A 20,730-nucleotide genomic window follows, 5' to 3' on the forward strand; every position below is an offset into this window, starting at 1 on the left:
TTCAGGCGCGAAGGGGGAGGGCGCCGCTCAGGCGTCGTCATCCCCCAACTGCGCGCGCAGCCGGGTGAGGCGCATGGGCCCGATGAGCCCCTGGTGCGCCAGCGTCTGGAGCAGCGACACGGTGGCGCGCACGCGCGCGTCCTGCACCTCGTCGGACTCCTGGACGACCTCGTTGTCGAGCAGCGTCTCCAGGTGCTCCGGGTTGATGGACGTGGGGCCTTCCGACCAGGCGATGTCGAACAGCGCCCGCGCCATGTGCTCGCGCGCCTTGCGGTCCGCGTCGTTGTCCGCGGCCTTGGCGAACGCGAGGAACAGCGCGTCCACGGACTCCTTGGACAGCGCGGCCAGGGCGGGCACCTCGCCCAGGGACTCCTTCACGTAGTCCGCGTCGAAGCTGTCCACCTCCTGCTCGTAGCCGAAGGCCTCCTCCAGCAGGATGGACGCGAGGAAGGCGTCCGACTCCTCGTCGCTCGCGCCCTCCTCCTTCAGCGCCTCGCGCGCCTTCTGCGTCGCGGCGGACAGGGACTCGTCCTGCGTGAGCGCGCGGGCGGCGGCGTGCGCGGCCAGCAGCACCAGCGCGGCCTGGGCGTCGGAGGACAGCGCGCGTCCGCTCACGCCCAGCAGCATGGCCTTCTGCTTGGGGTTGGCGTCCGCGGCGGCCACGAAGTGCTGCTCCTCGGGAGTCAGCGGTTCGCCCGCCTTCTCCTTGCGGAGCGTTTCCCTGGCGGCGTCTGCGGTGAGGAAGCGGGCGAGGATGGGGTGCATGGCTTCGGCCTGTTACCACATGGTAGGGACTCCGCGATGGTTGACGAGCCCGAAGGCCCCGAGGCTGTCCAGCGCGCCACCGACGCCTGCCTGCGCCTGCTCAAGGCGCGCGGCCGCAGCCGGCATGAATTGACGCTCGCCCTGGAGCGCAAGGGCTACCCCGAATCCGTGCGCGACGCGGTGCTCACCCGCCTTTCGGAGTGGGGCTACCTGGACGACGCGAAGTTCGCGCGTGAACGCGCCCAGGCCCTCCTGGGCAGGGGCAAGCTGGGCCCGCGCGCCGTGCTCCAGCGGCTGCAGGCCCACGGGCTGGAGGGCTCGGAGGCGCGGCGGGCCCTGTCGGAGGCGAAGGACGCGGTGGGCTTCGACGCGCTGGAGGCCGCACGGCAGGTGCTGGAGCGCCGGCGCCTGTCCGGCCGCCCGCTGGACGCGAAGGAGCAGGCGAGGGCGGGGCGACTTCTGCTCAGCCGGGGTTTCGCGCCGGACATCGTGACCCGGCTGGTGGGAGAACCTTCGCTGGACCCCTCCGGGCAGGACGAATAGTTTGGGGGCGTGATGCGCTCCGTCGTCCTCGTCCTGTCCGCCCTGATGTTGTCCGCCTGTGCCGCCCTCACCGCGGGGCCCGCGGGCGAGCCCGACTACGCCACCATGGCCGCGGAGAACCTGGCGCTGGGCGAGGCCGCGATGGAGGACAACGACTACTTCAAGGCGGAGAAGTACTTCGACCACGTCCGCACCAAGTTCCCCTACCTGGAGGCCGCCCGCGAGGCGGAGCTGAAGCTGGGGGACCTGGACATGGCCCGGGAGATGTACGCGGAGGCGCGCGAGAAGTTCGACTCCTTCATGCGACTGCACCCCACGCACCCCAAGGTGGACTACGCCGCCTACCGCGCGGCCCTCTCCTACGTGGAGGAGTTCCCCTCGGAGTTCTTCGCCCTGCCGCCTTCCTACGAGAAGGAGCAGAAGCCCATGTACGACGCGCTCCGGGCCATGAACGTCTTCCTGCGCGAGTACCCGGATTCGCAGTACGTGAAGGACGCCACGAAGCACCGGGATGATGCCAAGCAGCGCCTGGCGCGCCATGAGCTGTACGTCGCGTCCTTCTACGCGAAGCGCGAGCGCTGGAAGGCCGTGGCCCAGCGTCTGGAGGGGCTGCTCAAGAACTATCCGGGCACGCCGCTGGAGGAGGAAGCCCTCTTCGACCTCCACAACGCCTACGTGAAGCTCAACGACACGGAGCGCGCGCAGAACACGCTGAAGGAAGTCCTCAAGCGCCTGCCGGGCACGCCCGCCGCCCAGCGTGCCCAGAAGATGCTGGGCTCGTGAGGCGCTCGGAGGACTGGGGCCGGCTGGGGGGCATCGGCATCGCCGTGCTCGCCGCCGCCATCGTCCTCCTGTTCCTGGGCTCGCGCCTCCTGGGCGCCGCGGCCGGGCCGGAAGCCGAGATCATCACCACCCTGAAGCAGGCCGAGCACGACGGCGTGTCCCTGCCCGTGCCCGGAGCCCCGGCGCCGCTCGTCTCGCGCAAGCTCCAGTACGCCCGCATCTCCGTCTCCGTGGCGCCGGACGGCCAGAGCGCGGAGGCCTTCGCCACGCTGGACTTCGAGGGCGCGCTGGGCACCACCACGGTCAGCACCGCGGGCGTGGAGGTGGTCCCCTTCACCCGCGCGTCCGGCCGGTGGAGGCCCGAGTCCTCGGTGGCCCCCCGGCTGGTGGCCATGGTGGCGGCGCTGGAGGCGCGGCGGCGGGCCCTGGCGCAAGGGCAGCCGGAGGCGCTGTCACGGCTGGCGGACCCGGGCGGAGACGGCGGGGCGGGGCCGACGTGGGCGGAGGTGGCCCCCCTCGGCCGGCGGCGGCTGACGGTCCAGGCCTGGTACGCCCGGCTGGAGCGGGACGAGGTGACGGTGACGGAGCACTACCGGGTGGAGGGAGACCTTCCGGCCCGGCCGGTGGACACGCGGGGCGAGCGACCGCTTTTGCTCGTGCGCGAGGGCGATCAATTCTTGTTTTCGCCCGGGCTGATGTAGGCTTCCCGAGGAGGCAGGGGCCCGCGCGGGCCGAGTCATGGACGAAGCCCTCAAGCAGCTACTGACCCTCGGGCGCGGCTCCTTCGAGAAGAAGCAGTACGCCCAGGCCGAGCAGTTCTTGACGAAGGTGGTCGAGCAGAATCCGACCTTCGCCGACGTCTACAACATGCTCGGCATCATCTACCACGACCAGGGCCAGTTCGCCCGGGCGCAGCGGGCCTTTGAGTCCGCGCTGCGGCTCAACCCCGCGTACACCGAGGCCGCGCTCAACCTGGCGGTCATCTACAACGACATGGGGAAGTACGCGGAGGCGAAGGAGGTCTACCAGGCCGCCTTGTCCCGCCAGAAGGGCGCCCCCGGCGAGCTGGACCCCTACGTCATGAAGAAGGTGGCCAACATGTACGCCGACATCGGCGACGTGTTCGCCTCCAGCGGCGTGTGGCAGAAGGCCATTGAAGAGTACCGCCGCGCGCTGGCCCACTTCCCGGAGTTCGTGGACATCCGCCTGAAGCTGGGCAACGCCCTGCGTGACGCGGGCGACAACGCGGCGGCCCTGGCGGAGTACGAACAGGTCATCGCGCAGAATCCGTCGTACATTCCTGGACGGATCAACTATGGAATCGCCCTGTACTCGGCGGGACGCCGTGACGAGGCGGTGAAGGTCTGGGAAGACGTGCTCGTGCGCAGCCCCGGCAACAAGAGCGCGCAGATGTACCTCAACCTGGTGAAGGACCCGGGGAAGGCGGAAGTGACGGGTTGAGCACCATGGCAACTTCCATCATCGAGGTCGCGGCACCGTGAGCACTCCTGGCGGTACGGCGAAGTCCTTTGCCCTCAAGTTCATCTCCGGGAAGTACCAGGGCGGTGAGTTCCCGCTGAAGGCCAACAAGCAGATCGTCGTCGGACGGTCGAGCGAGTTGGACATGGTGCTGGTGGAGGACATGGTCTCGCGCAAGCACGCGAAGATCCTGTTCTCCGACGGAGCCATCACCATCGAGGACCTGGGGTCCACCAACGGCACCTTCGTCAACGGCGAGAAGGTCAAGCAGGCCAAGCTGAAGGAGGGAGACCGCATCCTCATCGGGACCTCCATCCTCAAGCTCGTGCACCAGGGCGCGGAGAGCGCCCCGGTGGATGAGAGCGTCGTGAAGCAGAAGCTGGAGGAGGCCGCCGCCGCCCAGGCCGCGCGGACCACCAAGGCCAGCTCCATGACGGGGAAGATTGAAGAGATTCCCCTCCCGGACCTGCTCCAGCTCTTCCACACGTCCAAGAAGAACGGCGTGCTCGTGGTCAACAACGCCCACGAGGGGAAGATCTACCTGCGCCAGGGCCGCGTGTACTACGCGGTCATCGACGACAACCACAACCTGGGCCCGCAGAAGAGCTTCAACCGCATCGTCACCTGGGAAGAGGGTGACTTCGAGCTGCGCCCGGCGGACACGCAGGAGTTCATGGTGGAGCTGGACTCCTCCACCGAGGCGCTCCTGATGGACGCCCTGCGGCAGCTGGACGAGTTCAAGCGCCTGCAGCCGAACCTGCCGCCCATGGCCACGGCGCTGCGCCTCGCGCAGCCCATGACGGCGCCCCTGAAGGAACTGACGCCGGAGCTGCTGGACGTGCTGCAACTGGTGCACAACCACGGCTCGCTGGGCGGCGTGCTGGACCACTCGGACGGCGACGACGTGCTCACCGCCGAGACGGTGGTGCAGCTCATGAAGCGCGACTACGTGCGCGCGGAGTAGGGCGGGGAACATCATGGCGGGTGAGAAGCCGGTGAAGGCCAAGCGCCTCACCGAGATGAGCCACTGCGCGGGCTGCGCGGCGAAGCTCAAGGCGGGGGACCTGTCGAAGGTCCTGGGCGGGCTGAAGGGGGCTGCGTCCCACCCCCGGGCCCTGGTGGGCTTCAACACGAATGACGACGCCGCCGTGTACCAGGTGGCGCCGGGCATGGCCGTGGTGGAGACGGTGGACTTCTTCCCGCCGCTCGTGGACGACCCGTTCCAGTTCGGCGCCATCGCCGCGGCCAACGCGCTGTCGGACATCTGGGCCATGGGCGCGAAGCCGCTGTTCGCGCTCAACCTGGTGTGCTTCCCGGACGAGCTGCCGCTCAAGACGCTGCAGAAGATCCTCGCGGGCGGCCAGTCCAAGGCGGACGAGGCGGGTATCCCCATCCTGGGCGGCCACAGCATCCGCGACCCGGAGCCCAAGTTCGGCATGGCCGTCACCGGCGTGGTGCACCCGAAGAAGGTGCTCACCAACGCGGGCGCGAAGCCCGGGGACGTGCTGCTGCTCACCAAGCCCGTGGGCACGGGCATCGCCACCACCGCCATCAAGCGGGGCCTTGCGTCCAAGCAGCTCACGAAGCGCGTGACGGCGCAGATGGCCACGCTCAACAAGGCGGCCGGTGAGGTGTTCGCGTCGGGCGCGTTCAAGGTGAACGCGCTCACGGACGTGACGGGCTTCGGCCTCCTGGGCCACCTGCTGGAGATGATGAACGGCGCGAAGACGCGCGCGGCGGTGGACCTGGAGCGCATCCCGCTCATCGCGGAGGTGCCCGCGCTGGCGGAGGCCGGCGTGATTCCGGGCGGCACGAAGACGAACCTCGCCCACGTGAAGAAGCAGGTGACGTTCCCGGAGGGGCTGCCGGAGCACATCCAGTGGCTGCTCGCGGATGCGCAGACCAATGGCGGCCTCCTGGCCAGCGTGCCCGCGCGCCACGCGCTCAAGGCCATCCAGGCGCTGGAGAAGGCGGGCGTGGACGCGGCCCTCATCGGCGAAGTGCAGGCGGGCCGCCCCGGCATCGACGTCATCGGCTGAAGCACACGCGCCCGGGTGCGGATTTCGCCTCCGGGCCGGGCCTCCGCTAACATCCCGGCGCGAATGTCGCCGCGCCGCTTCCCCCTCTTCCTCCCAGTGCTCGCGTGCCTCCTGCCGGCCCTCGCCGGGGCGGGGGAGCGCGGCGCTCGCATCGTCATCGACCCGGGACATGGCGGGGCGAAGGAGGGCGCGAAGGGGCCCGGGGACCTCTGGGAGAAGGAGGTCGCGCTCCAGATTGCCCAGCGCCTGCGCGAGAAGCTGGAGGCCGCGGGCAGCGAGGTGTTCCTCACGCGCGAGCGCGACACGCTGATGGCGCTGTCGGAGCGGGTGGAGTTCTCCAACATCCAGCGGCCGGACCTCTTCCTCTCCATCCACGCCAACTCCATGCCCACGAAGCGGCTGCGCGAGCGCACCGAGGGCATCGAGACGTACTTCCTCTCCGCCAACGCCTCCGGTGAGGCGGCGCGCGCGGTGGCGGACCGTGAGAACGCGGAAGCCCCCACGGCCCGCGCGGCGCGGGGCCACTCCACGCTGGCCTTCATCCTGGATGACCTGGCGCGCACGGAGGCGCACACGGATGCGTCCCGGCTGGCCTACGCCATCCACCCGCGCCTCGTGTCCAGGAGCGGCGCGGCGGACCGGGGCGTGCAGCAGGCGCCCTTCTTCGTCCTCACGGGCGTGGAGGCGCCGGCGGTGCTGATTGAAGTGGGCTTCATCTCGCACCCGCAGGAGGGCGCGCGGCTGGGGAAGGCCGCGTACCAGGAGACGCTGGCGGAGGCCATCGCGGACGGGGTGTTGGCCTTCCTCCGGGAGACGCGGAAGCGGGACTCCTCGCCCCCGCAACCGGTGGCTGGATCCACCGCGCCCTGATAAAGCGTGGGGGCTTCGCCTGTCCCTCCCTGTCAGGAGCCTTCCCTCGTGCGTTCCTTCAACCGTGGTGCGCTGGACCTCCGGCCCGTCACCCTCACGCCCAACGTCAACCGCTACGCGGAGGGCTCCGTCCAGGTGGAGTTCGGCCACACCAAGGTGCTCGTCACCTGTTCGGTGGAGGACCGCGTCCCGCCGCACCTGATGGGCAAGGGCAGCGGCTGGGTGACGGCCGAGTACGGCATGCTCCCGCGCGCCACGCACACCCGCGGCTCGCGCGAGGCCGCCAAGGGCAAGCAGTCCGGCCGCACCATGGAGATTCAGCGGCTCATCGGCCGCGCCCTGCGCGCGTCGGTGGATCTGCAGGCCCTGGGCGTGCGCACCTTCACGCTGGACTGTGACGTCATCCAGGCGGACGGCGGCACGCGCACCGCGTCCATCACCGGCGCGTACGTGGCGCTGGTGCTGGCCATCCGCTCGCTCAACAAGCCGGGCCTGTTGAAGGGGCTCACCCCGCTGGCCGCGGTCTCCGTGGGCGTGGTGAACGGCGAGGTGCGCGTGGACCTGGACTACGACGAGGACTCCACCGCGGAGGTGGACCTGAACCTCGTGGCCACGGGCGACGGCCGCATCGTGGAGGTGCAGGGCACCGCCGAGCACAAGCTCTTCGACCGCAAGTCGATGGACGCGATGCTGGACGGAGGCCTGGCCGCCATCCAGCAGCTCACCGCCGCGCAGGCGAAGGTGCTGGGATGAAGCCGAAGCTGCTCTTCGCCACCGGCAACGCCGGCAAGGTGCGCGAGCTGCGCCTGCTCGTGGGCGACGCGGTGGAGGTGGTGTCCCTCAAGGACCTGCCCCCCATCCCCGAGCCCGTGGAGGACGCCGCCACCTTCGAGGAGAACGCGGTGAAGAAGGCCCGCGAGTACTCGGAGGCCACCGGGCTGCCCGCGTTGGCGGACGACTCCGGGCTGTGCGTGGACGCGCTGGACGGACGGCCCGGCGTGCACTCCGCCCGGTACGCGCCGGGAAGCGACAAGGACCGGTACGAGAAGCTCCTCGCCGAGCTGGCGGACGTGCCGGATGACAAGCGCACCGCGTCCTTCCGTTGCGCCCTGGCGCTGGTGACGGGGAAGGGTGACGAGCCCCGGGTGGAGGTGGGCCGCTGCGAGGGCGTCATCCTCCGGGCTCCGAAGGGCGCGAACGGCTTCGGCTACGACCCCGTGTTCCAGGTGGAAGGGGAGGGCGGGCGCTCCATGGCGGAGCTGGCACCGGAGGAGAAGTCGCGGGTGTCGCACCGGGCCCGGGCCTTCCAGTTGATTCGGCGCCATCTGTTGGCGCTCTGACCGGGCGGGCGGGCGTCAGGAACAGCAAGCTTGCGCGTCCGTCCGCGTTAGGCGAAGAATGCAGCACTTCTCGGGGCGTAGCGCAGCCTGGTAGCGCACCTGCCTTGGGCGCAGGGGGTCGGAGGTTCAAATCCTCTCGCCCCGACTTGAAGTGCCGTGGGTTTCAGCAGCGTTGTTGTCGACCAGCTCCAGTAGCTCAGCTGGATAGAGCACCGACCTTCTAAGTCGGGGGTCGCAGGTTCGAGCCCTGCCTGGGGCGCAAATCTGCTGGCAGATGGTTTTGGGCCTTGAACGGCTCCGGTTTCCACGGTAGGAGACCGCCGCTTTCCAAAGCCGTGACGTGTGAAGTGACGGCGAATGTAGCTCAACTGGTTAGAGCGCCGGACTGTGACTCCGGAGGTTGCCGGTTCGATCCCGGTCATTCGCCCTTCTTCTCTCGCTTCGCCCCGCGCCTATAGCTCAACTGGATAGAGCATCGGCCTTCGAAGCCGAGGGTTGGGGGTTCAAGTCCCTCTGGGCGCAACCCTTCCCAACCGTCCGAAGCGCACGCGGGGAATGCCCCGGCGCTTTCACGCACGGGGCTTCCGCTCGAACGCCTCTACTGGAGCAGCCTCGGCCAGTACCGGCGCCCAGCATCAAGTGCTTGCAAGGGGACCAGTCTCCTTTGGGCGAGGACAGGAACGGGAGCGTGCCGCACGAAGCGCCCGTCGGCGAGAGGAGCTCCGCCTGTCGCTCGCAAATGAAGTTGCCGGTGTCGGTGGCCGAAGGCCGGAGTAGCCCTTGCCTCCCGGAAGCCGCAGGAGGGGCCGTTCCGCCCCCCGGGCGAGCCATTCAGTGGCGGGGCTTGCCTCGGGCTGCAGGGATTCGAAGGCCGCTGCCCACGTCCTTGCACCGTGGTTGACGGCCAGGAATAGCCCCTGGACGTCCTGGATGGAGCGCGGGCGCGGAGTTTCCGCACCCCGCGCTCACTCCGCCTGCGAACAACCCCGCGACCACCCACCGCCATGCCCTGCGCCCGACCATGAGCCCTGCTCCATCTGGTCAATGTCCTTGACCGAGAGTGCAGGTGGAGACGCACGGCGTGAAGTGCAAGGACTGGGCATGCGCGCAAGGCGCGGACTACGGAATCAGCCCCGGCCACCACCGGGCGTGGCACACGAGCTCATATTGGTAGCCGTCCGGGTAGTGGTAACCGTTCGTCTGCGGCGGAAGGGATTCGAAGAGCGTGCCGTCCGCGGCCACGCTCAACGCGCCGCAGGCGCTGTAGGCCGCTGGAACATCGAACGTGCTGCACGCCTGGCCTGAGGCGGTGATGAACCGGGCCTGGCGGGAGCAGCCCGGGGAGATGCGCAGATAGCCCTTGCCTCCGGGCAGCCGCAGCAGGGAGTGCTGCGCGTCTTGCGCAAGCCACGCGGGGATATTGGAGCTGGCCGGTCTCAGGGGCTTGAAGGCGGCGGCCCAGCGCCGGGTGCCGCTCTCCCAGATGGACAGGAACAGCCCCTTCGTCGCCTGGGGCATCAACTCATAAGTGGCCCTGCCGCCAGGCGCCGGTGCCAGCGCGAGGAACGGGGCGCCGGGCTGTCCCGCGCCGTCCACCCAGAGGCCCTCCGCTGTCGAAGGGCCGAAGCGGGTGGTCCCCACGGCCAGCAACAGGGTGTGGCCCTGGGCGTCCACGCCCAGCGCCTTGATCGACGCACTCAATGCGACGGGGACACTCCAGCGGACGTAGCCGGTCGCGCTGTAGGCCTTGAGGGTTCCATCCGCCAGGAGCGCGCGCAGCCCGCCCTTCGGATCCACTGCCGTCATCACGACCTGCGCCGTTTCGGCGGGATGGTGGATGATCTGGTCGTTGGAGGTGTCCACGTATGTCATCCACGGGAGGCCCCCGGCCGTGGGCGTGCTGAAGCCCAGGATGCCGTTGACCTGGCTGGTCGGCTGGAAGTCGGAGGCCTCGAAGTTGACTCCGCCGGAGTAGTTGTCCTTTCCAAGGACCCAGACACTGACGTTCGGCGGATAGTAACGGAGCGACACCCCCCGGCCTGCTCCGTCCGACAACGTCGCGCCACACGGGAATTCAGTCTGGGCGGGATCCAAAACGCCGCCCCACGTCTCAAGGGCCTCCGGTGAAACCGTGGGCATGGACTCGCACTCCCAGGGGTAGGGGAGGGGATCCGGTTCCTCCGGGGGCATGCCCGGCTCCGGCTCCGGCTCCGGCTCGTTGACGGGGTCGCCCGTGTCCGGCTCTTCGGGCGGTGGAAGCACCTCGCCGGTGACCGGCGCTTCGTCCGGAACCTCCACGTCCACCACTTGAGGGCCTGGGACGGGCTCCTCCATCACGTCATTCCCTGGGGGATTCGCTGGCGCGGAGTTTCCGCAACCCGCGCCCACTCCACCGACAAACAGCCCCGCCACGACCCACCGCCATGCCCTGCGCCCGACCATGTGCCCTGCTCCATCTGGTCAATGTCCTTGACCGAGAGTGCAGGTGGAGACGCTCTGTGTGGAATGCAAGGTCGTGGGCTGCGGAAAAGCGAAACGCCCGCGTCCCCTCTCTGCGGGAACGCGGGCGCTCTTCAACTCATCGAACGGCGTGGACTCAGGCCTCCGGGTTCGTCCCGGCGCGGTCCTTGGAGGACGGCACCTGGCAGCGCAGCTCCGTCTCCGCCTCCAGCGCGGTGAGGTTCTCGCGCATGGCCTTGGCCCACTTGGCGCGGGGCTGCTCCATCAGCTTCTCGTGCGCCAGGTCGATGGTCTCGCTCAGCTCGTCGTCGGACAGCTCGGACGTCGTCTTGCCCTTGTGCGGGCCGAACGCCACCACCACCGCGCTCGCCTTCGGACGCTCGGGCGTCTGGGCCACGGGCACCGCCGCCACCGTCTTGGCCGGCGCCAGCGGCACGTCCACGTCCAGCCGCGCCTCCTCCTTCTCCGGAGTCCGCGCCGTCTCCACCGCCTTGGCGGCCTCCGCGGGGGCGGGGGCCGGAGCCAGGGTGGGGAAGGACGCCTTCACCGGGCCCGGCTTCGAGCCCAGCACCTCGTAGGAACCGGAGGCGGGCGTGTGTTCGTCGTGCGCGTCGTACTCCTCGGCCGGCATCTCCTCGCGCACGTACAGTCCGCCGAAGGCCTCCGGGTACGCCTTGCGCAGCGCCGCCACGCGCGCGCACTTCTCGATCATCGTCGTGGGAATCTTGGCCCACAGCGGCGTCTGCTGGACGTAGCCGGAGAAGTCCAGCCACACGACGACCGGCAGCTTCCCCTCGCGCACCACACGCGACCACGCACCCACCAGGGCGCCCTTGCGCTTGGCCGGGTTGAAGCGGTGCACCACCTCGCCCTTGCCCTGGTCCACGACGATTTCGTCCTCGGCGAACACCGCGCTCGCCTGGATGCCCTTGAAGTCCGGAAAGCGCTCCGCCCGGGCGAGCATCCCCGCCTCGGAGGGCTGGAACTCGTACTTCGTCACCCAGTTGGGCCGCTCGCGGTTGCCGATGTTCTGCCGGCGCGCCACGCAGAACGCTTCCTTGAGGAGCGGATCCAACCCGCTGCGCTTGCACTGCTCGATGAAGAGGGCGAACTCGTCCTCGCTGATTCCCCGGGGGCAGATGGTCCGCTTCACCAGGTCCACCCGCTCCCGGTTCCAGGCCGCGCCCTGCGGCGACGTCGTTCCTTCCGCCTTCACATTCGCATCCATCACTGTGTCTCCAGCACCGCTCGAAAAGGCGGACGACCCTCGCCCGCCCACATGGTTGCCGCGCGGACACGACGCACGACCCGTGGAGCAGGGGCCCGGAAGGACACCTGCTACAGGCCTGCAGCGCGAATCGCGGCGTGGATCAACATGCGAGCCGGGCCGACCCTTCGCATCGCTTCCCGGTCGCGGGGACGGCCGGCCGCACGCCGGGCATCCGGTTCCAGCGCGGAGAATGTGAGGGGTGTGCAAAAACGTTTTGACAGGACAGGCGGCGACCGGTATTCACCGCGCCACCTCGGACGTCGCGCAGCCAACGCGGCAGACGAACCAAGCCGGGAGCGTAGCTCAATTGGCAGAGCAATGGACTCTTAATCCATAGGTTGTGGGTTCGATTCCCTCCGCTCTCACTCGCAGGGCCCCTTCTGGAAACGGAAGGGGCCCTGTGTCTTTTCCGGCACCCCCGAGCTGAAAGCGCGCGCCGGAAAGGCCCTGTCCCCCACGGACGTTTCGCGGTAGGACGGTCGCACGACGCGTCGGGCGGGTGGCGAAACTGGTAGACGCGCCAGACTTAGGATCTGGTACCGCAAGGTGTGAGGGTTCGAGTCCCTCCTCGCCCATTTCGCGTTGACCCGTTCGTGCCTATCCCCTAAAGCCGCACGTCCCACTTTCCGGTTGCCGCCCCGGGACGTACAGCCCGTGGAGGCGGCGAGCGAGGCCCGCATGAAGGTCCAGGTCGAAGAGCTCTCTCCCATCGAGAAGAAGCTCTCCATCGAGGTCGACAACGCCCGCGTCGTTGAGGAGCTCAACCGCGCGTACGCCGCGCTCAGCGGCCAGGTGAAGATGCCCGGCTTCCGTCAGGGCAAGGTCCCCCGCCGCATCCTCGAGCAGAAGTACCGCGAGCAGGTGGAGGACGACGTCATCCAGCGCGTCGTGCAGCGCGCCTACCTGGACGCCGTGCGCGAGCACAAGGTGGAGGCCGTCGCCTCTCCCCAGGTCACCAACTCCGGCATCAAGCCCGGCGCCCCCTTCAGCTTCGAGGCGCGCGTGGAGGTGAAGCCGAAGGTGGAGGCCAAGGACTTCGAGGGCCTGGCGCTCACGAAGGTGGACACCGCCGTCGCGGACGACGCGGTGAACCAGCAGATCGAGAACATGCGCCAGAACCTGGGCCGCATCGAGCCCGTCACCGACCGCGACACCGCGGCCCAGGGCGACCAGGTCACCATCGACTTCGAGGCGAAGGTGGACGGCAATGCGTTCCCCGGTAGCAAGGCGGACGGCATTGGCGTGCGCGTGCAGGACGGCGACCTCATCCAGGGCAACATCCCGCAGCTGGCGGGCGTGAAGGTCGGCGAGTCCAAGGACGTGGAATACACCTTCGCCCAGGACTACCAGGCCGAAGAGGTCCGCGGGAAGACGGCCGTCTTCCACATCACCGTCAAGGAGCTGAAGAAGCCGGTGGTGCCGGAGCTCAACGACGACTTCGCCAAGGAGACGGGCGTCGCGCAGACGGTGGACGAGCTGCGCGCCAAGGTCCGCTCGGACCTGGAGAAGGCCAAGAAGAACCAGGCCACCGTGGACGAGCGCGACGGCCTCATCAAGGCGCTCCTGGAGAAGAACCCGTTCGACGTGCCCCGCGCCATGGTGGAGCGCGCCATCGACTCCATGATGGAGGGCGCCTTCCGCCAGATGCAGCGCCAGGGCATCGACCCGCGCCAGCTGGGCCTGGACTTCAACCGCCTGCGCGACGAGATGCGGGAGAAGGCCACCCTGGAGGTGAAGGGCACGCTGCTCTTCGAGGCCATTGCCCAGCAGCAGAACATCCAGGCGTCCGACGAGGACGTGGAGAAGCGCATCGAGGACCTGGCCATCGAGGCCAACCAGCCGGTCGCCCAGGTGAAGAAGTACTTCAAGGGCCCGGACGAGCGCCTTGGGTTGTCTCTGCGACTCCGCGAGGAAAAGACGATTGAATTCCTCAAGGGCCGGGCGAAGTATTCTTGAGGTCTTTTCCTCAAGCCTTCGCAAGTTCCTTCTAGAGGTCCATCCGACATGCCCTTCATGCCCGTCCCCTACGTCATCGAGCAGACCCACCGGGGTGAGCGCTCGTACGACATCTACAGCCGGCTCCTGAAGGACCGCATCGTCATGCTGGGAACGGAGATCGACGATGACGTGGCCAACGCCATCGTCGCCCAGCTCCTGTTCCTGGAGTCCGAGGACCCGGACAAGGACATCAACCTCTACATCAACTCGCCCGGTGGGTCGGTGACGGCGGGCCTCGCCATCTACGACACGATGCAGTACGTCAAGGCGCCCGTCTCCACCATCTGCGTGGGGCAGGCGGCCTCCATGGGCGCCGTGCTGCTGCTCGCCGGCGCGAAGGGCAAGCGCTACTCGCTGCCCTCCAGCCGCATCATGATCCACCAGCCGCTGGGCGGCGCGCGCGGCCAGGCGACGGACATCGAAATCCAGGCCCGTGAAATCCTTCGCATGAAGGCCAAGCTCAACGAGCTCATCGTCAAGCACACCGGCCAGACGATCGAGCGCGTGGAGAAGGACACGGACCGCGACTACTTCATGGGCGCCGCGGAGGCGAAGGCGTACGGCATCATCGACTCCATCCAGGACCCCCGGAAGGTCGTGGGTGTGAAGCCGGAAGAGAAGAAGTAGACACACCGATACGCGTGACGGCCGGGGTGTCAATCACCCGGTCGGCGGCCGGGGGTGCTGGGAATCTTCTCCCGCGCCTCCGGCCTTCGCGTTTCTCCCCTCACCGGTATTTTCCCCTTGTTAAGTACCCGGAAGGTGCGTGGACGTTCCGGATGGGGGCTGACTAGATTGGGTGCAGGGGCAGGGGACCGGACGCGAAGCGGGTTGGGGCCTTTCAGGCGCAGCGAGGGATTTCATGGCGGGTAAGAACGTGGAGAAGCGAGACAACCAGACCCTCTGCTGCTCCTTCTGCGGCAAGTCGCAGAAGGAGGTGAAGAAGCTCATCGCGGGCCCGACGGTCTACATCTGCGACGAGTGCATCGGGCTGTGCAACGACATCATCGCGGAGGAGATCGACCGCGAGGAGACCAAGGACACCAAGCTGCGCATCCCCCGGCCCTCTGAAATCAAGGCCGTGCTGGACGAGTACGTCGTGGGCCAGGAGCGCGCGAAGAAGACGCTCTCCGTGGCGGTGCACAACCACTACAAGCGCATCGAGTCCAAGGTCGCCATGGACGATGTGGAGCTGCAGAAGAGCAACATCCTGCTGCTCGGCCCCACGGGCTCCGGCAAGACGCTGCTCGCGCAGACCCTGGCGCGCATCCTCAACGTCCCCTTCACCATCGCGGACGCCACGTGCCTCACGGAGGCCGGCTACGTCGGTGAGGACGTGGAGAACATCATCGTCAACCTGCTGCAGGCCGCCGACCATGACATCGAGCGCGCGCAGCGGGGCATCGTCTACATCGACGAAATCGACAAGATCGCCCGCAAGTCGGAGAACCCCTCCATCACCCGCGACGTGAGCGGCGAGGGCGTGCAGCAGGCGCTGCTGAAGATCATCGAAGGCACGGTGGCCAATGTCCCGCCCAAGGGTGGCCGCAAGCACCCGCAGCAGGAGTTCCTGCAGGTGGACACCACCAACATCCTCTTCATCTGCGGCGGCGCGTTCGGCGGCCTGGAGCAGGTGATTGAACGGCGCCTGGGCGGCCGCAGCCTGGGCTTCGGCGCGGAGATCCAGTCGCGCAAGCAGCGCAACCTCAGTGAGCTGCTCAAGCACGTGGAGCCGGAGGACCTGCTCAAGTTCGGCATGATTCCGGAGTTCATCGGCCGTCTGCCCATCATCACCGCGCTGGAGGAGCTGGACGAAGGCGCGCTCGTGAACATCCTGGGCGAGCCCAAGAACGCGCTCACCAAGCAGTACCGCAAGCTCTTCGAGCTGGACGGCGTGTCGCTGAAGTTCACCGACGGGGTCCTGAAGGCCATCGCGTCGGAGGCCATCCGCCGCAAGGCGGGCGCTCGCGGCCTGCGCTCCATCCTGGAGACGGCCATGCTGGACGTGATGTACGAAATCCCGTCCCGCAAGACGGCCCGCGAGGTGCTCATCTCCGAGGAGGTCATCCTCAAGAAGAGCGAGCCCGTCGTCCTGCACTCGCAGGACAACAAGGAGACTCCGGAGCCGAAGAAGGAATCGGCCTAGAGCGAATCATCCTCTAGGGGCTCGCAAGGGCCTGACGGGGATGACGGGGCGCGTCACGGTCATTGGACCGAGGCGCGCCCTTCGTCTTTCCAAGGGGCCCTGCGAGCGTAGGGGCGGGCCACGCTTTTTTGCGGGCCGGGGCGGGGGGCTTCTTGTATCTGCTGTCCCCCATGAGAAAGCTCCTCATGCCTGCCCTGTTGTCGCTCGTGGCCTGCACCTCCGCGAAGGAAGCCACGCGTGACGAAGCCCCCGCCGCGTCCGCAGCGACGCAGAGCGCTCCGGCCCAGGAGGGCCCCTCCCGCATGGCCTACCCGGCGACCCGTTCCGACGCGGTGATGGACACGCTGCACGGACAGCAGGTGGCGGATCCGTACCGCTGGCTGGAGGACGAGAAGGCCCCGGAGGTCCAGGCCTGGATGAAGGCGCAGGACGGCTTCACCCGCGACGCGCTGGCGAAGATGCCGGGCCGCGACGCGCTGGCGAAGCGCTTCACGGAGCTCTTCTACGTGGACTCGGTGACGGCGCCGTTCCGCCGGGGCAACCGCTTCTTCTACATGCGGACCCACAAGGACAAGGAGAAGGCCATCGTCTACTGGAAGGACGGCGAGTCCGGACAGGAGAAGGTGCTGCTGGACCCGAACGCCATGAGCAAGGACGCCCCGGTGTCCCTGGGCCGCTGGGTGCCGTCGTGGGATGGCAAGCGCGTGGCCTTCCCGGTGCGCCCCAACGCCGCGGACGAGGCCACCTTGCACGTCATCGACGTGGACACCGGCGAGTGGTCCAAGGTCGACGTGATTGAGGGCGCCAAGTACGCCAACACCAACTGGACGCCGGACGGCAAGGGCTTCTACTACGAGTGGCTGCCCACGGACCCCTCCATCCCGGTGGACGCGCGCCCGGGCTACACCACGCTCAAGTTCCACAAGCTGGGCGAGGATCCGAAGAAGGACGTCGTGGTGCACGAGCGCACCGGCGACCCGACGACGTTCCTCCAGGGCGACCTGTCGCGTGACGGCAAGTACCTCTTCGCGTCCATCCTGCGCGGCTGGAGCGAGAACGACGTCTACTGGAAGCACCCGGCGGAGAAGGACTGGCGGCTGCTCGTGAAGGGCAAGGGCGCCAAGTACAGCGTCCTCGCGTGGAAGGACCGCTTCTACGTCGTCACCGACGAGGGCGCCCCGCGCCAGCGCATCTTCGCCGTGGATCCCAAGAAGACGGACCGCGCGAACTGGAAGGAAGTGGTGCCGGAGGACCCCAAGGCCACGCTGGAGAGCGTGTCGCTGGTGGGCGGCCACCTGGCGCTGGAGTACCTCAAGGACGTGGCCACGGAGCTGCGCATCACCACGCTGGAGGGCAAGCCGGTGCGCACCGTGCAGCTGCCGGGCGTGGGCGCCGCCAGCAACCTGACGGGCCTGGAGGACCAGGACGACGCCTACTTCTCCTACAGCTCCTTCACCACGCCCCGGCAGGTCTACCGGACGTCCGTGAAGAGCGGGAAGGTGGACCTGTGGGCGAAGGTGGAGGTGCCCATGGACCCGGACGCGTACACCACCGAGCAGGTCTTCTACACGTCGAGGGACGGCACGAAGGTGCCCATGTTCCTCGTCTACAAGAAGGGCCTGAAGAAGGACGGCACCGCGCCCACGCTCCTGTACGGCTACGGCGGCTTCCTGGTGAGCATGCAGCCGGGCTTCCGCGCGAGCATCCTGCCGTGGCTGGACGCGGGCGGCATCTACGCGGTGGCCAACCTGCGTGGCGGCGGTGAGTACGGCACCGCGTGGCACGAGGCGGGCAAGGGCGCGAACAAGCAGAACGTGTTCGACGACTTCGCCGGCGCGGCCGAGTACCTGGCGAAGGAGAAGTACACGCAGGCGAAGAAGCTGGCCATCTACGGCGGCAGCAACGGCGGCCTGCTGGTGGGCGCGGCCATGACGCAGCGCCCGGAGCTGTACGGCGCGGTGGTGTGCGGCGTGCCGCTCCTGGACATGGTGCGCTTCCACCTGTTCGGCAGCGGGCGGACCTGGGTGCCGGAGTACGGGTCTGCGGAGGACGCCGGGCAGTTCAAGACCCTGTACGCCTATTCGCCCTACCACCACGTGCGTCAGGACGTGCGGTACCCGCCCCTCCTGATGATGAGCTCGGACCACGATGACCGGGTGGACCCCATGCACGCGCGCAAGTTCGTGGCGGCGGTGCAGAACGCGAAGGGCAATCCGGCCCCCACGCTGCTACGCATCGAGGCCAACGCGGGCCATGGCGGGGCGGACCAGGTGGCCAAGGCCATCGAGTCCAGCGTGGACATGTATGCCTTCCTCTTCCAGGCCCTGGGCGTCGCATGGCCGGATGCCGGGGTAGCGGCCGAGAGCCGCTAGAATCGGGGCAGGACACACTCCTGCCTCCCGGTGTTCCCTTGATGGCAGGGTGCGGACCCCCAATCTTGAGCGGGGAACGGGTCCTGCGACCGGCGTGTTATAGAGCAGCGTTTCACCCTGCATGCGCGCTTGGGCGGCATGTGGGCAACTCTTGAAGGGCCTGCCTGTACGGCAGGCCAGCGGGTGGCGGATACATGTTCTTCGGACGTGACGACAAGAAGGAAGCCCAGAAGCGGGGCCTCACCATCCCGCTCTTGCCCCTTCGGGACATCATCGTGTTCCCGCACATGGTGGTTCCGCTGTTCGTCGGCCGGGAGAAGTCCATCGCGGCCTTGAAGGACGCGATGGCCCACAAGGGTCCGGATGACAAGGCAGTCATCCTGCTGGCCGCCCAGAAGAAGGCCAAGACGAACGACCCCTCGCCCGACGACATCTTCCACTTCGGCACCATCGGCCACCTCATCCAGCTCCTCCCGCTGCCCGACGGCACGATGAAGGTCCTGGTGGAGGGCGTGCGCCGCGCCAAGGTGAAGAAGTTCCACCCGAACGACGCCTTCTTCATGGTCGAGGTGGACGAGGTCGAGGAGCAGCTGGAGAAGAGCGTGGAGCTGGAGGCGCTGGTGCGCTCCGTCCACTCCGTCTTCGAAGCCTTCGTGAAGCTCAACAAGCGCATCCCGCCGGAGATGCTGATGCAGGTCGCCAGCATCGACGACCCGGCGCGCCTGGCGGACACCATCGTCGCGCACCTGTCGCTGAAGCTGAACGACAAGCAGGCGCTGCTCGAGACGGAGTCCCCGGCCAAGCGCCTGGAGAAGCTCTACGAGCTGATGCAGGGCGAGATCGAGATTCTCCAGGTGGAGAAGAAGATCCGCACGCGCGTCAAGAAGCAGATGGAGAAGACCCAGAAGGAGTACTACCTGAATGAGCAGATGCAGGCCATTCAGAAGGAACTGGGTGAGCGCGACGAGTTCAAGAACGAGATCCAGGAGATCGAAGAGAAGCTGAAGAACAAGCGGATGAGCAAGGAGGCCACGCTCAAGGTCAAGAAGGAGCTGAAGAAGCTCCGGATGATGAGCCCGATGAGCGCCGAGGCCACGGTCGTCCGCAACTACATCGACTGGATCATCAGCCTGCCCTGGTACGACGAGACCCAGGACCGGCTGGACGTCACCGAAGCGGAGCGGGTGCTCAACGAGGACCACTACGGCCTGAAGAAGCCGAAGGAGCGCATCCTCGAGTACCTCGCCGTGCAGCAGCTGGTGAAGAAGCTGAAGGGCCCCGTGCTGTGCTTCGTGGGGCCTCCGGGCGTGGGCAAGACGTCGCTCGCGCGCTCCATCGCGCGGGCCACGGGCCGCAAGTTCGTGCGCCTGTCGCTGGGCGGCGTGCGTGACGAAGCGGAGATCCGCGGCCACCGCCGCACGTACATCGGCGCGATGCCGGGCAAGCTCATCCAGTCCCTGAAGAAGGCGGGCAGCAACAACCCCGTGTTCCTCCTGGACGAGATCGACAAGATGTCCACGGACTTCCGTGGCGACCCGAGCGCGGCGCTGCTGGAGGTGCTGGACCCGGAGCAGAACCACAACTTCAACGACCACTACCTGGACCTCGACTACGACCTGTCCAAGGTGATGTTCATCTGCACCGCGAACACGATGCACAACATCCCCGGTCCTCTCCAGGACCGCATGGAGGTGATTCGCATCGCGGGGTACACCGAGCCGGAGAAGCTCTCCATCGCTCGGCGCTACCTGATTCCGAAGGAGCAGGAGGCCAACGGTCTCACGGACCTCAAGATTGAAATCACCAACGACGCGCTGAAGACCATCGTGCACCGCTACACGCGCGAGTCGGGCGTGCGCTCGCTGGAGCGTGAGATTGGCGGCGTGTTCCGGAAGATCGCCCGCGACGTGCTGAAGAACGGCAAGCGGGACCTCATCGAGGTGGACCGCAAGCAGGCGATGAAGTTCCTGGGCACGCCCCGCTTCCGCTACGGCGTGGCGGAACGCGAGGACCAGGTGGGCATCGTCACGGGCCTCGCGTGGACGGAGCTGGGCGGTGAGATCCTCACCACGGAAGCCACGTCCATGCCGGGCAAGGGCAAGCTCATCATCACCGGCAAGCTGGGCGAGGTGATGCAGGAGTCCGCCCAGGCGGCCATGTCCTACGTGCGCAGCCGCGCGGAGCGCTTCGGCATCGACCGCAAGGTGTTCGAGAACTACGACATCCACGTCCACCTGCCGGAGGGCGCGATTCCCAAGGACGGTCCGTCCGCGGGCGTCACCATGGCCACGGCGCTGGTGAGCGCGCTGACGCGCGTGCCGGTCCGCAAGGACGTGGCGATGACGGGTGAAATCACGCTGCGTGGCCGCGTGCTGCCCATCGGCGGTCTGAAGGAGAAGACGCTGGCGGCGCACCGCGCGGGCATCAAGACGGTCCTGATTCCGAAGGCGAACAAGAAGGACCTGAAGGACATCCCGCTGAAGATCCGCAAGGCGCTGCGCATCGTCCCGGTGGAGTTCGTGGACGACGTGCTGCGTGAGGCGCTCGTCCTGGAGAAGCCGGAGGAGTTCGGCCGCAAGGGCGCCGGGGACAACCTGAAGCCGGGGCTGTCCGTGACGGAGGCGGTGTCCACGCCTTCGCAGGCCTGAGGTTGAGCTTCAGGCCC

Annotated in this window: 17 protein-coding genes and 6 tRNA genes; 20 read left to right on the plus strand and 3 right to left on the minus strand. The window is 67.9% G+C overall.

Annotation, left to right across the window (positions count from 1 at the left end; all coding sequences use genetic code 11):
* Positions 1 to 27: 27 nt before the first annotated feature.
* Positions 28 to 765, minus strand: a complete 738-nt coding sequence (locus ACX114_RS09965; protein WP_459297009.1) for a hypothetical protein — start codon at positions 763 to 765, stop codon at positions 28 to 30.
* Between the two features lie 36 nt (positions 766 to 801).
* On the opposite strand from ACX114_RS09965, the gene ACX114_RS09970 reads away from it, so the two are divergent.
* The 13 genes from ACX114_RS09970 (at position 802) to ACX114_RS10030 (ending at position 8,341) form a co-directional block, all read left to right on the plus strand.
* On the plus strand, positions 802 to 1,308 hold the full coding sequence (locus ACX114_RS09970; protein ID WP_459297011.1) for a regulatory protein RecX: 507 nt from the start codon (positions 802 to 804) through the stop codon (positions 1,306 to 1,308).
* Positions 1,309 to 1,320: 12 nt separating this feature from the next.
* Complete coding sequence (locus ACX114_RS09975; protein ID WP_459297013.1) at positions 1,321 to 2,091, plus strand: outer membrane protein assembly factor BamD; 771 nt, start codon at positions 1,321 to 1,323, stop codon at positions 2,089 to 2,091.
* Positions 2,088 to 2,792 (plus strand): hypothetical protein, encoded by a 705-nt coding sequence (locus tag ACX114_RS09980; RefSeq protein ID WP_459297015.1) that lies wholly within the window; start codon positions 2,088 to 2,090, stop codon positions 2,790 to 2,792. The genes ACX114_RS09975 and ACX114_RS09980 overlap by 4 nt, the downstream gene beginning before the upstream one ends.
* A gap of 37 nt (positions 2,793 to 2,829) precedes the next feature.
* On the plus strand, positions 2,830 to 3,552 hold the full coding sequence (locus tag ACX114_RS09985) for a tetratricopeptide repeat protein (RefSeq protein ID WP_120619113.1): 723 nt from the start codon (positions 2,830 to 2,832) through the stop codon (positions 3,550 to 3,552).
* A 37-nt stretch (positions 3,553 to 3,589) separates the two neighbouring features.
* Positions 3,590 to 4,534, plus strand: coding sequence for a DUF4388 domain-containing protein (locus tag ACX114_RS09990; protein WP_223738531.1), 945 nt, complete (start codon positions 3,590 to 3,592; stop codon positions 4,532 to 4,534).
* A 13-nt stretch (positions 4,535 to 4,547) separates the two neighbouring features.
* A complete protein-coding gene (gene selD / locus ACX114_RS09995; protein WP_459297018.1) occupies positions 4,548 to 5,609 on the plus strand; it encodes a selenide, water dikinase SelD in 1,062 nt (353 codons plus the stop codon).
* A gap of 63 nt (positions 5,610 to 5,672) precedes the next feature.
* Positions 5,673 to 6,479, plus strand: coding sequence for an N-acetylmuramoyl-L-alanine amidase family protein (locus tag ACX114_RS10000; RefSeq protein ID WP_459297020.1), 807 nt, complete (start codon positions 5,673 to 5,675; stop codon positions 6,477 to 6,479).
* A gap of 48 nt (positions 6,480 to 6,527) precedes the next feature.
* Positions 6,528 to 7,232, plus strand: a complete 705-nt coding sequence (rph, locus tag ACX114_RS10005; protein ID WP_459297022.1) for a ribonuclease PH — start codon at positions 6,528 to 6,530, stop codon at positions 7,230 to 7,232.
* Complete coding sequence (gene rdgB, locus ACX114_RS10010) at positions 7,229 to 7,819, plus strand: RdgB/HAM1 family non-canonical purine NTP pyrophosphatase (RefSeq protein ID WP_459297024.1); 591 nt, start codon at positions 7,229 to 7,231, stop codon at positions 7,817 to 7,819. Before rph ends, rdgB begins: the two co-directional genes overlap by 4 nt.
* A gap of 71 nt (positions 7,820 to 7,890) precedes the next feature.
* Positions 7,891 to 7,964: transfer RNA gene (locus tag ACX114_RS10015), tRNA-Pro, on the plus strand.
* 40 nt (positions 7,965 to 8,004) lie between these two features.
* Positions 8,005 to 8,078, plus strand: a tRNA-Arg gene (locus ACX114_RS10020).
* A gap of 94 nt (positions 8,079 to 8,172) precedes the next feature.
* A tRNA-His gene (locus ACX114_RS10025) sits at positions 8,173 to 8,246 on the plus strand.
* A 21-nt stretch (positions 8,247 to 8,267) separates the two neighbouring features.
* Positions 8,268 to 8,341: transfer RNA gene (locus ACX114_RS10030), tRNA-Arg, on the plus strand.
* A 597-nt stretch (positions 8,342 to 8,938) separates the two neighbouring features.
* On the opposite strand, the gene ACX114_RS10035 is transcribed toward ACX114_RS10030, so the two are convergent.
* Positions 8,939 to 10,153, minus strand: a complete 1,215-nt coding sequence (locus ACX114_RS10035; protein WP_459297026.1) for a hypothetical protein — start codon at positions 10,151 to 10,153, stop codon at positions 8,939 to 8,941.
* 262 nt (positions 10,154 to 10,415) lie between these two features.
* The gene (gene bet / locus ACX114_RS10040) at positions 10,416 to 11,507 is read right to left on the minus strand and encodes a phage recombination protein Bet (RefSeq protein WP_459297028.1); all 1,092 of its coding nucleotides are present in this window, start codon (positions 11,505 to 11,507) and stop codon (positions 10,416 to 10,418) included.
* 334 nt (positions 11,508 to 11,841) lie between these two features.
* Between bet and ACX114_RS10045 the strand changes: the two genes are divergently transcribed.
* The 7 genes from ACX114_RS10045 (at position 11,842) to lon (ending at position 20,713) form a co-directional block, all read left to right on the plus strand.
* Positions 11,842 to 11,914, plus strand: a tRNA-Lys gene (locus ACX114_RS10045).
* A gap of 128 nt (positions 11,915 to 12,042) precedes the next feature.
* Positions 12,043 to 12,124 (plus strand) — tRNA-Leu (locus ACX114_RS10050).
* 103 nt (positions 12,125 to 12,227) lie between these two features.
* The gene (gene tig, locus ACX114_RS10055) at positions 12,228 to 13,505 is read left to right on the plus strand and encodes a trigger factor (protein ID WP_459297030.1); all 1,278 of its coding nucleotides are present in this window, start codon (positions 12,228 to 12,230) and stop codon (positions 13,503 to 13,505) included.
* A gap of 48 nt (positions 13,506 to 13,553) precedes the next feature.
* Positions 13,554 to 14,174 carry an ATP-dependent Clp endopeptidase proteolytic subunit ClpP gene (gene clpP / locus ACX114_RS10060; RefSeq protein ID WP_014394868.1) on the plus strand — a complete coding sequence of 207 codons (621 nt, stop codon included), beginning with the start codon at positions 13,554 to 13,556 and terminating at the stop codon, positions 14,172 to 14,174.
* Between the two features lie 235 nt (positions 14,175 to 14,409).
* Positions 14,410 to 15,693, plus strand: a complete 1,284-nt coding sequence (gene clpX / locus ACX114_RS10065) for an ATP-dependent Clp protease ATP-binding subunit ClpX (protein ID WP_459297032.1) — start codon at positions 14,410 to 14,412, stop codon at positions 15,691 to 15,693.
* Between the two features lie 185 nt (positions 15,694 to 15,878).
* On the plus strand, positions 15,879 to 18,065 hold the full coding sequence (locus ACX114_RS10070; protein WP_459297034.1) for a prolyl oligopeptidase family serine peptidase: 2,187 nt from the start codon (positions 15,879 to 15,881) through the stop codon (positions 18,063 to 18,065).
* Positions 18,066 to 18,259: 194 nt separating this feature from the next.
* Positions 18,260 to 20,713, plus strand: coding sequence for an endopeptidase La (lon, locus tag ACX114_RS10075; protein WP_459297036.1), 2,454 nt, complete (start codon positions 18,260 to 18,262; stop codon positions 20,711 to 20,713).
* Positions 20,714 to 20,730 lie beyond the last annotated feature (17 nt).

The organism is Corallococcus sp. M7, from assembly GCF_054512695.1.

Excerpts from the sequence above, each read along its gene's own strand:
- ACX114_RS09965 (WP_459297009.1), bottom strand. The coding sequence starts at position 765 with ATGCACCCCATCCTCGCCCGCTTCCTCACCGCAGACGCCGCCAGGGAA.
- ACX114_RS09970 (WP_459297011.1), top strand. The coding sequence starts at position 802 with ATGGTTGACGAGCCCGAAGGCCCCGAGGCTGTCCAGCGCGCCACCGAC.
- ACX114_RS09975 (WP_459297013.1), top strand. The coding sequence starts at position 1,321 with ATGCGCTCCGTCGTCCTCGTCCTGTCCGCCCTGATGTTGTCCGCCTGT.
- ACX114_RS09985 (WP_120619113.1), top strand. The coding sequence starts at position 2,830 with ATGGACGAAGCCCTCAAGCAGCTACTGACCCTCGGGCGCGGCTCCTTC.
- selD (WP_459297018.1), top strand. The coding sequence starts at position 4,548 with ATGGCGGGTGAGAAGCCGGTGAAGGCCAAGCGCCTCACCGAGATGAGC.
- ACX114_RS10000 (WP_459297020.1), top strand. The coding sequence starts at position 5,673 with ATGTCGCCGCGCCGCTTCCCCCTCTTCCTCCCAGTGCTCGCGTGCCTC.
- rdgB (WP_459297024.1), top strand. The coding sequence starts at position 7,229 with ATGAAGCCGAAGCTGCTCTTCGCCACCGGCAACGCCGGCAAGGTGCGC.
- ACX114_RS10035 (WP_459297026.1), bottom strand. The coding sequence starts at position 10,153 with ATGGAGGAGCCCGTCCCAGGCCCTCAAGTGGTGGACGTGGAGGTTCCG.
- bet (WP_459297028.1), bottom strand. The coding sequence starts at position 11,507 with ATGGATGCGAATGTGAAGGCGGAAGGAACGACGTCGCCGCAGGGCGCG.
- tig (WP_459297030.1), top strand. The coding sequence starts at position 12,228 with ATGAAGGTCCAGGTCGAAGAGCTCTCTCCCATCGAGAAGAAGCTCTCC.
- clpP (WP_014394868.1), top strand. The coding sequence starts at position 13,554 with ATGCCCTTCATGCCCGTCCCCTACGTCATCGAGCAGACCCACCGGGGT.
- clpX (WP_459297032.1), top strand. The coding sequence starts at position 14,410 with ATGGCGGGTAAGAACGTGGAGAAGCGAGACAACCAGACCCTCTGCTGC.
- ACX114_RS10070 (WP_459297034.1), top strand. The coding sequence starts at position 15,879 with ATGCCTGCCCTGTTGTCGCTCGTGGCCTGCACCTCCGCGAAGGAAGCC.
- lon (WP_459297036.1), top strand. The coding sequence starts at position 18,260 with ATGTTCTTCGGACGTGACGACAAGAAGGAAGCCCAGAAGCGGGGCCTC.